Below are 11,927 nucleotides of genomic sequence, written 5' to 3' on the forward strand. Positions count from 1 at the left end.
AATTATCGTAGAACAAAATTCAATTTAACCTCTTTTGGTTTTAGAGAAATCATAGGATTGATTTCTACTCGGGACATTTTGGTACTAATATGATACTTTTTAATAATCTCGACCATGACCATGACCATTTCATAATTTGCAAAGGCATTGCCCACGCACATACGCGGCCCAGCTCCAAAAGGATAATAATAATTTGAAGCTTCTTTCATATTCATAGCTACAAAACGGTCTGGAATATATTCCGTTGGGTTTTCCCAGAAATCTTTATGCCGGTGCAACTCAAAAATGGAAAGCAACACCAATGTACCTTTCTTCATATGTAAGCCATCAATCTCGTTATCCTCGATAGCAACTCGGTCTATAAAATAAGCTGGCGGATATAAACGCATCGCTTCTTTTATGCAAGATGTAGTTAAAGATAGTTTGCTCAAATCTTCCCATGTGTAGTTATCCTTTTCCAGACTACTGATTTCTTCAAAGAGCTTTCTTTGTAATTCTTCATCCTTGCTCATAAAGTAAAGTGTAAATGCCAAGGCGTTTGCAGTTGTCTCATGCCCTGCAGTAAATAGGATCAAAACTTCATCTATAAGCTGTCTTCGGGGCATTTTTGCACCATCTTCATAAGTTGCATTCAACAACATGTCCAGTAAGTCGTGTTCTTCTTTTCCGCTGGATAAACGTTCTTCTATGAGGTCATTAAGAATATCTCTTCCTGTTTCTGCCATATCCATATGTTCCCCAATTTCTCCAGAAGCTTTGTACCACCATTTAAAATAGGGCTGTCGCATCTCGCGAATCAACATTTTCTGGTTTTCTTCGGTGATATGCTGAAGGCGGGACATGGGTTCCCGAATATCATTACTGCTAAAGAGTGATTTTGCGACAACTTGAAATGCCAAATCGCCCATTAAGGCAAATACATCTTGCTCCGTACTGGGAACAATACGCTCCAATTCGGCAACAATGGCATTGCGCATTATAGAAAAGAGGCCTTTCAATTTTTTTACATGAAATGCAGGCTGAATCATTCTTCTGTGCGCCCGCCAATGCTCTCCTTCCGATGTTAGCAATCCATAGCCTATATATTTTGCCAAATCCTTGGTCTGTAATTTAGATTTGGAATAATAGCGATGCTTTTTTTGAAGCACTTGCTTGACCAAATCTGCATCTCTAGAGAACAACACCTTTCCCTCGCCTAAAATAGAAATGCGAAAAGTATCACCAAGCTTTTCAAAATTTTCATGGTGGAAGGGCAAAGGATTTTTTAGAATACGTTTGCTGTTGAGCAATACTTTGAGTGCAGAAACATGGGGTAACTTTTTCATTAAAACAAGCCTCCTTGCGTTGCTCCTTTTATTCGCCCAAGATGTTTATAAGCGAGCTCCGTAACCTCACGACCTCTGGGGGTACGCATAATAAATCCTTGCTGGATCAAGAAAGGTTCATATACTTCTTCAATGGTTTCTGCACTTTCTGATACTGCGGTGGCCAATGTAGTGATTCCAACAGGACCCCCTTTGAATTTATCAATAATTGTGCTCAGAATTTTATTGTCCATTTCATCTAATCCATGAGCATCAACATTCAAGGCCTTCAAACTAAATTTTGAAATATCCATATCTATGCTTCCATTTCCCTTTATCTGGGCAAAGTCCCTAACTCTTCGCAGCAACGCATTGCAGATACGGGGCGTTCCCCTGCTCCTGCCAGCAATCTCTATGGCGGCTTCGTTGGTAATGGGAACTTTCAATATTTCAGCACTACGTTCTACGATGGTGGATAACAGTTCGGTATTGTAGTATTGCAACCTACTCTGAATTCCAAATCTTGCCCGCATTGGCGCTGTCAACAATCCTGAACGTGTGGTTGCCCCCACAAGTGTAAATGGACTTAGATTGATTTGAACCGTTCTTGCGTTTGGTCCAGTTTCAATCATGATATCAATTTTATAGTCTTCCATTGCGGAATATAAATACTCTTCAACAATGGGACTCAACCGATGGATTTCATCAATGAACAACACATCCCGTTCTTCTAAATTGGTCAAAAGGCCTGCCAAATCTCCCGGTTTATCCAAAACGGGTCCCGAAGTAATTTTTATTCCCACCCCCAACTCGTTGGCCAAAATATGTGCGAGAGTAGTTTTTCCCAATCCCGGAGGTCCATGAAACAAGGTATGGTCTAAAGCTTCACCTCGTAAATTTGCAGCTTGCACAAAAATTTTCAAGTTCTCCAATACTTGTTCTTGACCCGTAAAATCATCAAAAGTGATGGGTCTTAGCGCTCTTTCAATATCGAGCTCTTCTTGAGAAAAATGTTCAGGATTTGGGTCTAAGTTTTCATTCATGTCCTAACAAATATAGTCGAAAACGAAGTCTACCTAAAACCATTTTATTTAAACTTGAATATGAGTTGAGTTTTGACCAGTAGGCTATTTTAAGAACTTTTCAAGGTAATCTTCATTTTTTGATAATAACAATTTGTAATACCTCGAAATTTATTTGATATTCCTTCTTGTTAAGTCTCTAGCAGAATGATTGATGGTTAGGATATCCACTCGGTTTTTAGTAACTACCTTATAGATAATCCTATAATTTCCTTCGATTAATTGCCTTACATCATCCCTTTCAAATTCTGGCACCAAACTTCCCAAGTAAACCTGTCTTTTTAGAATTTCCGCTCTACTTTTAATTCGGATAATTTGAAGCTTGGCGTAATATTTTGAGTCTTTTTTGATGTAGTCCGCAATATCCTTCAAATCTGAAATAGCTTGCGGAGTCCAGTTTACTTGAACCATTTTTCAATTTCCTTATCCAATTGCGCATGTTCAGTTACATCGTTTTCCAAGGATTGTTTTTCGCCACGTTCAATCTTTTCTATAAATATCAGTCGCTCGACCAACTCATCAAGAGAAAATTCATCTGGAAAAAACTCAATATGTTCTTTTAGTTTTTGTTTTGTGAGCATTTTGATTTATTTGAATAAAGTTAGAAAAAATATGGAAAACGAGGATTTTGAAAAATTAAAGGTAACAAACCTCTTTCTTGTCTTTTTAAAAATCTAAGCCTTAAATTAGATACTTCAAATAAAATTGCTTCAACTGTAACGCTTTATGGTAACTACTGAGTATTCTATCGGGATTATACAATACATTCCCTTTTTCTACATTATTTGGTCGGACGACTTGCTTTCAGCTTCTGAAATATCTGTTGTAACCAAAACCATTGAAGAGGATGCTTCGCTCGAACAACATGAAAAAGAGCAGCTTTTACTCTGGTTGAACAGGGATGCTCCACCTGCCAATGAAGAAATCAAAAATTGGCAACATACAATTTCCAATTCCGATATAAAACTTGTTGAAAGCGATACCTATCCTTTAACTTCTTTGAGTCAAAGATTGGCAAGCGTTCACTGTGATCATTGCGACTTTAATGACCATCTGAAACATATAGAGATTCATTTGGGGATACAGCCCAACCACTACAACCATTTGTTCGATGTTGAAATAATTCATGAAAAGACTTCGCACCAATATTCAGCAACTATTTTGGATGGTATTCTTAAAGAACCCCATACAGCAATTATTGATGATTTTCGCGACTTTCTTCATAAACCCATTTTTGATTGGAGCATCGAGCGAAATAAGGAAACGTTTAGGGCTCGAACCTTGGAACAGGTAAAACTTTTGGGCGAGAACGGTTATGGTGCAATGGCCTATGATGAAGAATATGGTGGTTTGGGGAACATGCCCGCCTATGCCGCCATTTTTGAACATTTAATGTTCGTTGATGGGAGTTTGGCTATAAAGTTTGGAGTACAGTTTGGTCTATTTGGTGGTAGCATTCAAAAACTGGGAACCAAAAAGCATCATGACGACTATTTGGCCAATACGGGAACAACAAAACTGCTTGGTTGTTTTGCCATGACAGAGACCGGACATGGTTCCAATGTAAGAGGAATCAAAACTACGGCTACTTACGATAGGGCTACGGATACTATTGTACTCCATACACCTGGAAAAAATGACAATAAAGAGTATATAGGGAATGCGTTGCATGCTAGAATGGCATCTGTTTTTGCACAGTTGATCGTCGATGGAAAAAATGAGGGAGTACACGCCATTTTAGTACCACTACGAGATGAAAGCCATCAGGTATTTGAAGGAATCACTATTGAAGACAACGGCTATAAATTAGGGCTTAACGGTGTCGATAATGGTAAGATCTGGTTCAATCAGGTACGAGTACCCCGTAAAAATCTATTGGATAAATATGGGGAAATCAAAGATGATGGCTCGTATTTTTCAGCTATAAAAAATCCAAACAAACGATTCTTCACTATGCTTGGCACATTGGTGGGCGGTCGTATTTGTGTGGCCAAAGGTGCTTTGGGAGGCGCTAAAATGGCATTAACGATTGCCGTGAAGCATGCCTTAAACCGAAGACAATTCAATGATAGCGTAAAGATTCAGGAAGATTTGATAATGGATTATCCAACGCACCAACTTCGATTGACACCTGCTATCGCCAGTGCTTATGTCTACCACGTTACTTTAGAGGAACTCATGAAGCGCTATAGTGATACTTCCCAACTGGATAAAAGAGAAATAGAAACTCAGGTAGCTGGTTTAAAATCGGTGATTACTTGGTTTGCCAGTAATACGATTCAAGAATGTAGGGAGGCTTGTGGCGGAAAAGGGTATTTGCTAGAAAATAGAATCGCTGATTTAAAAGGCGATGTGGACATTTTTACCACTTTTGAAGGTGATAACAACGTTCTTTTACAATTGGCCGCAAAAGGAGTTCTTTCAGACTTTAAAGCTGAATTCAATAGTGCTGGTTTTACCTCGGTACTTAAATTGTTGCGAAGCCAACTTGCGGATAAATTAAGTACAATCAATCCTGCATACTCTAACAAAGTCGATAAGGAACATCTATACAACCCAAAATTTCACAAGCACGCTTTTAGTTACAGAACCAGAAGGCTCACATACACTTTAGCTATGCGAATTCGCAATTATATTAAAAAGGGGATTCCATCGTACCAAGCCTTTTTAAAAGTACAGACCCATTTGTTGGGATTAGGGAAAGCGTACAGTGTGGAATTGGCTTATGAAATATTCAACGAGTTTTGTACTACTGTTTCCGATGAAGAACATAGGACGCTATTGGAAAAATTGGGAACGCTGTATGCACTACACGAAATTAGAACAAACGCAGAATGGTATTTAGAGCAGGGATATATTGGCGGAACAAAGTCTAAAGCGATACGACAACGGGTAGAACGTTTATCCACAGAGCTCAGACCACATATTGAGGTTCTTGTAGATGGATTTGGGATTCCAAAACACTGCTTGACAGCTCCTATCGCTAAACAGTAGTTCGGATTTTTGGATAATTAGATTTTTGGGCTCTTGGAGTGTCAGACTGTATTGGTTTTCCTAATTAAAATCAACAACTCACTCTACTTTTTTAATTAGCTGAGTGGTATCCGTAAATTCCGTTATGGTAATTTTTGGATTTCCAAAGAGATAAATCCTCGAACTACCTTTTGCCGATAGTTCTAAATCACGATAAGCATATAGTCTTGCGTTTGCAGTACCTTTCAGGCTTGCTTTTATTGAAGCTGCTTCCATTTTTTCACCCTTAAATTTTGTATTGGAAGTTAGATTGATTACCATACGCTCAGCTGTTCCTTCGAGTGTCAATGAAGAATTTCCTTCCAAATCCACCATACTTGTTTCATTTACCGCATACATATAAACTTCTGCCCTATTGTTTATACTAATGTTCAACGAATCTACATCTACGTTAAAATCACCCCTACTATTATCTTCCAAGTTGATGTCCATTATGGCTGCACTTGCCTTTAAGTTCAACTTGGCATCTTCAAAGGCATCTACAAACAATTCGTCACTGTTTATGATATCGTTTGTCATAATGCTACCTTCTTTTAAAGTAATTGCCTTTAGCTCGGTATAATTCACCGTAATATCCAGTTGCTTTTTCGCTGTAATATCATAAAAAGAACTTACTATTAAGGTACTGTCCTTTACTTCAAATTTTAAAACATCGATGAGGTTATCGTCGGCCACTATTTCATAACCAGGACCAAATGATTTTTTTAATACAATGTTCAAATTGTCATTGAGCTGTACTGCATTAAAGCCTGGAAGCTCCTCGTTGACTTCCGTTACTATTCGACTTCCCTTTATTTTGGGTTTACGCTGTGCCAGCAAACCAAGGTGACACAATACTAAGAGGAGTAGGATACAATTTCTCACGACATTTCTTTAAAAGATGATTAAAGATATTACAATTACGGCAAATACTGTTTTAAGCAAAATGCAATGAAACAAAAAACCCATCCTGTCAGGATGGGTTTTCTATAGTTCTATTTAAACACCCATTAATGATTGAGCTCTTCTTCGTTCTCCTGCAATGGCGTATTCTGTGGAACAAAATCCTGTCCGGGAATAATGTATTCTCCGTTTTCATACGTTTTGCTATAATCATAGGCCCACCTGTGCACATGTGGTATTTCACCAGGCCAGTTACCATGCATATGCTTTTGTGGCGTAGTCCATTCCAACGTATTCGATTTCCATGGATTTACTTCTCCCCTTTTTCCGTAGAATATACTTCTTATAAAATTGTATACAAATACTAGTTGAGCCGCTCCTGCAATAATCGCAAAAACCGTCATTAAGATTTGTACATTGGTCAGCTCATCAAACATTGGGAAGGCTGTATTTTGGTAATAACGCCTTGGCACTCCTGCCATACCTACAAAGTGCATGGGGAAGAAAACACCATAAGCACATATTGCAGTTATCCAAAAGTGCACATAGCCTAGATTTTTATTCATCATTCTACCCTGGAACATTTTTGGGAACCAGTGGTATACCCCGGCAAATAGTCCGTACAATGCGGAAATACCCATAACCAAGTGGAAGTGAGCTACCACAAAATACGTGTCATGTACATTGATATCGAGCGTACTATCTCCAAGAATAATACCTGTAAGACCCCCTGTTATAAATGTTGAAACCAAACCTATGGAAAACAACATCGCAGGATTCAGTTGCAGGTTTCCTTTCCAGAGTGTCGTTATATAATTAAATGCTTTTACCGCTGATGGGATGGCAATCAATAGTGTTGTAAATGTAAATACAGAGCCCAAGAATGGATTCATCCCTGAAATGAACATATGGTGACCCCATACGATAGTTGATAGAAATGCAATTGCCAAAATGGAAGCTACCATAGCTCGATAACCAAAAATTGGTTTTCTTGCATTGGTAGACATTACTTCAGATGTAATCCCTAGTGCTGGTAATAATACGATATAAACTTCAGGGTGACCCAAGAACCAAAATAAATGCTCATATAATACTGGAGAACCACCTTGGTAATGCAGTACTTCCCCTTGAATAAAAATATCAGAAAGGAAGAAAGAAGTTCCAAAACTTCTATCCATTATCAACAAAAGTGCTGCAGACAACAATACTGGAAAAGAAATTACACCAATGATAGCAGTAACAAAAAACGCCCAAATCGTTAAAGGTAAGCGAGTCATTGACATCCCTTTTGTTCTTAGATTGATTACTGTTACAATATAGTTTAACGAACCTAAAAGCGATGATGCAATAAATATTGCCATGGATACCAACCACAGTGTCATACCAGCTCCTGAACCTGGCTGTGCCATAGGAAGTGCACTTAATGGAGGATATATCGTCCAACCCGCTGCTGCCGGCCCTGCCTCAACAAATAATGAAACAATCATTATAAATGAAGAAATAAAGAACATCCAGTAGGATAACATGTTCAAAAATCCTGATGCCATATCCCTTGCCCCAATTTGCAAAGGAATCAAAAGGTTACTAAATGTTCCGCTCAAACCAGCTGTTAGAACAAAAAACACCATTATGGTTCCGTGAATGGTAACCAACGCCAAATAAATATCCGCATCCATTACACCATCAGGAGCCCACTTCCCTAGTACTGCTTCAAAAATTGGAAAGGATTCTCCCGGCCATGCCAGTTGCATCCTGAATAATAGGGACATAGCAATCCCTATGAATCCCATAATAAGGCCAGTGATAAGATATTGCTTGGCAATCATCTTATGGTCTTGGCTAAAGATATACTTGGTTACAAATGTTTCTTTGTGGTGGTGTCCATGGTCATGGGCATGATCATCTACGTTTGCTGGTGCATGTGCTGTTACAGACATAACCTTAATTTTTAATATTTATATTTCTTTTTTATAGCCTATTTTATTCCATCGGATTATCTTCAACAGCAACTTCTGTTTCAGTTTTCAATGCTTCTTCTACAACAACATCAACAGTATTTGGTTCCTGCTCCATAGTATCCCCAGACATTACAGTCTCTTTGAACGTTGTTTGTTCTGCAATCCATTTATTGTATTCTTCTTCTGTTTCTACGATAATTTTCATCTGCATATTGTAATGCGACTTTCCACAAATCTTATTACAAAGTAACACATAATCAAATTCCCATGGGTCCGAATTTGGTTCACCCGCTGCAGCTTTTTTTGCTCTTATTTTATTGGTCCGCTTTACTTTATCCACAACATCCGGATTCAAACGTATCTCTTCAGTGGTAATTGTGGGTGTAAAAGAAAACTGAGTAATCATTCCCGGCACACAGTTCATTTGTGCTCTAAAATGAGGCATGTAAGCAGAATGTAAAACGTCTTGCGAACGCATCATAAAGTTAACCTTACGTCCTACCGGCAAATGCAACTCCTTTACAATTATATCATCCGAAGCATTTGGGTCGGATTCATCCAGACCAAGTACATTGGCACGGTTTATATCGATCAAACGTACACTTGCATCTCCAAGAACATTATCCTCTCCTCCGTAACGCGCAGTCCAATTGAACTGTTGTGCATACAACTCCACAATAAGAGGGTCATCTTCATCATTAACATCCATTATGTTTGTCCAGGTGTAGAGACCCCAAAGAATCAATCCTGCAAGAACGATTACCGGGATTATAGTCCAAATAAATTCCAATCGATCATTGTCTGCAAAGAACAACGCTTTCTTACCTTTTTCACCACGGTACTTGTATCCAAAATAATGTAAAAGTGCTTGGGTAATGGTTTGAACAAAAAAGATAATGGCGAAAGAAACCCACATTAATTGATCATACTCTCCACCATGTTCAGAAGCAGCTTCTGGCAAAAGTACTTTTGTGTATTTAGCAAAACTGAAAATAGTTATACCGTATATAAAAATAAGGAATGCGAACAGCAGGTATCCGTTGTACTTGTTATCAGAGTCAGTCGCGACCTCAGAGGAGCTTTCCGTTTTTAACTGGGACAATTCGAAAATCTTGGTCATCTGCCAGATTGCGATTGCTACCAGTACTAAAACAGTCAATGTTAATAATGCAGTCATTGTATATCTTTCTAAGACTTAATCGTATTAATAATGAAATTGTCTACTTTCTTCAATAAATGGGTTACGCTTTGGTTGTAATGGTGCTTTTGTAAGGGCATTGAACACCCAGTACACAAACAATCCTCCAAAGAATAGTATTCCTCCAATCTCTGGCAACCCAATATACCATTGATCACCCACAGTAGCTGGCATAATCATATTGAAAACATCTAGATAATGCCCTAGAAGTACTACAATACCTGCCATTATAACAAACCAGTTCACCCTTTTGTAATCGCTGTTCATGAGCACCAACAACGGGAATATAAAATTCATGGCAAGCATTCCAAAGAATGGCAACTTGTAATCTTCTATTCTTGTAACAAAGTACGTTACTTCTTCAGGGATATTGGCATACCAAATCAACATAAACTGTGCAAACCAAAGATAAGTCCAGAAAATGCTGATACCAAACATAAATTTGGCCAAATCATGCAAGTGGCTATCATTAACATCTTCTAAATATCCTCTTGATTTCAAATAGATAGTAATCATAGCGATTACCGTTATTCCTGAAACGAACATACTTGCAAATACATACCAGCCAAACAGTGTACTGAACCAGTGTGGATCAACACTCATAATCCAATCCCAAGACATCATGGATTCTGTTATTAGATAGAATACCAAAAATGCAGCGGACCATCTAAAGTTTTTGATAAAGTTTGAATTATCGTCGGATTCATCTTGCGCCAAGGATAACTTTCTTGAGTATTGTCTATAGAAAATCCATCCGCCTAAAAAGATAGCTGCTCTTATTAAAAAGAAGGTAGGATTCAAATATCCCGCTTTTCCTTGAAGCAATTTGTCATGGGCCACAACATCGGCATCCATCCAAACAAACATATGGTTCATATGTAGTACACAAAGTACCAAGATAACGAACACTATAATTCCTCCAGGCACTAAGTAAGAGGTGATTCCTTCCATAACACGGAACAGTAATGGCGACCATCCCGCCTGTGCGGCGCGTTGTATTGCATAAAATGCCAAAACACCAAGTGATATCATAAAAAAGAAAAAAGCAGCTACATAAAGTGCAGACCAAGGTCTATTTTGCAACTGATGCAATACATGCTCATCATGCGATGCATCGTGCTCTCCTACATGTGCAGCGGCTTCTCCATGGGTGTCTTTTTCAGCATGCCCGCTAGCCTTATCGCCGTGTGCAACTTCTCCTCCATGGTCATCACCGTGTGCAGAAGCAACCATAGCTTTAGCTTCTTCCACTGTGCTGGGAGCACTTAAAAAACCTGTTGCTAAACAAATCAATCCAACTGCCATTGCAATGAAAGATCCTATTCTAAGTTTATTTGAAAACGTGTACATAGTATACTCTTATCCAATTATTTTGTTAGGTCTTCCTTTAATTTCATAACGTACTCGGCCACTTGCCAAAGTTCTTCCTCATTATTCATCTGTGACGCATAAGAACCCATTGAGTTTAATCCATAGTACATTGTATGATAGGTGCTTCCTACTGTAATATTACGCGCTGCATCATCGTAGCTAGGAACTCCCAATATTTTTTCTCGCTTTACCAAAGTGCCTTGACCTTTACCGTTTGCACCGTGACATATAGCACAGTATATATCATAAAGTTCTTTACCTGTAGCCAAATTAGCTCCACTCTGAAGAGAATCTAGGGGACTTGGTTGTAATCTTGCCAATTCTTTCCCCTCAGGAGTGTTTTCAAAATCATAAGGCATGTACCCTCTTGAAATTGTATTTTCTACAGGAAGCATAGCTTCAGTTCCACTGGGGAACAATCCGTTATCTACTTTTTCGTATGTTTCATAACCCACAGACTCATACATGTTTGGCATGTATTGATAGTTTGGGCTGTTCTTATCTGCGCATGCTGCAACGGACAGAACCAAAACCAAAACGACAACTATTTTACCTAAATGCTTCATATTTTTATGACTCCTTTTCTGTAACATTTATCTCTACTGCTCCCGTATCCCACAACAATTCTTTCAATTCTTTTTCATTGTCATGAACACCTATTTCCATTAAAAAATGGTCGTCAGTTGTTCTTACATCAGGGTTTTCAGCTTTTTTGAAGGGCCACATCCTACTTCTTAAATAAAATGTGATAACCATTAAATGCGCTGCAAAAAATACCGTCAATTCAAACATAATAGGTACAAAAGCGGGCATGTTTTCCAAATAACTGAAACTTGGTTTTCCACCTATATCTTGCGGCCAGTCTTCAATCATGATGTAATTCATCATAACTATGGCAACCGTAAGGCCCAAACAGCCATACATGAAAGAAGTTATCGCTATCCTGGTATCTGCCAATCCCATCGCTTTATCCAATCCGTGAACGGGAAAAGGTGTATACACTTCTTCGATATGATGGTGCTCTGCCCTTACTTTTTTAACGGCATGCATCAATATATCATCGTCTGTGTAAAGTGCCTGTATTACTTTTGATGCCATT

At 38.5% G+C, this 11,927-nt stretch carries 11 protein-coding genes; 1 reads left to right on the forward strand and 10 read right to left on the reverse strand.

What is annotated here, in order from left to right; all coding sequences use genetic code 11:
• Positions 1–2: 2 nt before the first annotated feature.
• From KIM67_RS00220 to KIM67_RS00235, 4 genes are all read right to left on the reverse strand, one after another.
• The gene (locus KIM67_RS00220) at positions 3–1,325 is read right to left on the reverse strand and encodes a cytochrome P450 (protein WP_213829371.1); all 1,323 of its coding nucleotides are present in this window, start codon (positions 1,323–1,325) and stop codon (positions 3–5) included.
• On the reverse strand, positions 1,325–2,347 hold the full coding sequence (gene ruvB / locus KIM67_RS00225) for a Holliday junction branch migration DNA helicase RuvB (protein ID WP_163416510.1): 1,023 nt from the start codon (positions 2,345–2,347) through the stop codon (positions 1,325–1,327). The genes KIM67_RS00220 and ruvB overlap by 1 nt, the downstream gene beginning before the upstream one ends.
• Before the next feature lie 150 nt (positions 2,348–2,497).
• Complete coding sequence (locus tag KIM67_RS00230) at positions 2,498–2,797, reverse strand: type II toxin-antitoxin system RelE/ParE family toxin (RefSeq protein WP_213829372.1); 300 nt, start codon at positions 2,795–2,797, stop codon at positions 2,498–2,500.
• On the reverse strand, positions 2,785–2,967 hold the full coding sequence (locus KIM67_RS00235) for a hypothetical protein (RefSeq protein ID WP_213829373.1): 183 nt from the start codon (positions 2,965–2,967) through the stop codon (positions 2,785–2,787). The genes KIM67_RS00230 and KIM67_RS00235 overlap by 13 nt, the downstream gene beginning before the upstream one ends.
• Before the next feature lie 145 nt (positions 2,968–3,112).
• On the opposite strand from KIM67_RS00235, the gene KIM67_RS00240 reads away from it, so the two are divergent.
• Positions 3,113–5,380, forward strand: coding sequence for an acyl-CoA dehydrogenase (locus KIM67_RS00240; RefSeq protein WP_213829374.1), 2,268 nt, complete (start codon positions 3,113–3,115; stop codon positions 5,378–5,380).
• A 78-nt stretch (positions 5,381–5,458) separates the two neighbouring features.
• Here KIM67_RS00240 and KIM67_RS00245 read toward each other — a convergent pair whose 3' ends face one another.
• The 6 genes from KIM67_RS00245 to KIM67_RS00270 form a co-directional block, all read right to left on the reverse strand.
• The gene (locus KIM67_RS00245) at positions 5,459–6,283 is read right to left on the reverse strand and encodes a GIN domain-containing protein (RefSeq protein ID WP_213829375.1); all 825 of its coding nucleotides are present in this window, start codon (positions 6,281–6,283) and stop codon (positions 5,459–5,461) included.
• Between the two features lie 125 nt (positions 6,284–6,408).
• Positions 6,409–8,238, reverse strand: a complete 1,830-nt coding sequence (locus KIM67_RS00250) for a cbb3-type cytochrome c oxidase subunit I (protein WP_213829376.1) — start codon at positions 8,236–8,238, stop codon at positions 6,409–6,411.
• Between the two features lie 43 nt (positions 8,239–8,281).
• Positions 8,282–9,436, reverse strand: a complete 1,155-nt coding sequence (locus KIM67_RS00255) for a cytochrome c oxidase subunit II (protein WP_213829377.1) — start codon at positions 9,434–9,436, stop codon at positions 8,282–8,284.
• A gap of 27 nt (positions 9,437–9,463) precedes the next feature.
• Positions 9,464–10,807: a quinol:cytochrome C oxidoreductase gene (locus KIM67_RS00260; RefSeq protein WP_213829378.1), complete on the reverse strand. Its 1,344-nt coding sequence runs from the start codon at positions 10,805–10,807 to the stop codon at positions 9,464–9,466.
• A 17-nt stretch (positions 10,808–10,824) separates the two neighbouring features.
• Positions 10,825–11,394, reverse strand: coding sequence for a c-type cytochrome (locus KIM67_RS00265; RefSeq protein ID WP_213829379.1), 570 nt, complete (start codon positions 11,392–11,394; stop codon positions 10,825–10,827).
• Positions 11,395–11,398: 4 nt separating this feature from the next.
• Positions 11,399–11,926, reverse strand: a complete 528-nt coding sequence (locus KIM67_RS00270; RefSeq protein ID WP_213829380.1) for a DUF3341 domain-containing protein — start codon at positions 11,924–11,926, stop codon at positions 11,399–11,401.
• Between the last annotated feature and the right edge of the window lies 1 nt (position 11,927).

Source organism: Flagellimonas sp. 389 (assembly GCF_018449435.1).
Lineage (GTDB): Bacteria > Bacteroidota > Bacteroidia > Flavobacteriales > Flavobacteriaceae > Flagellimonas.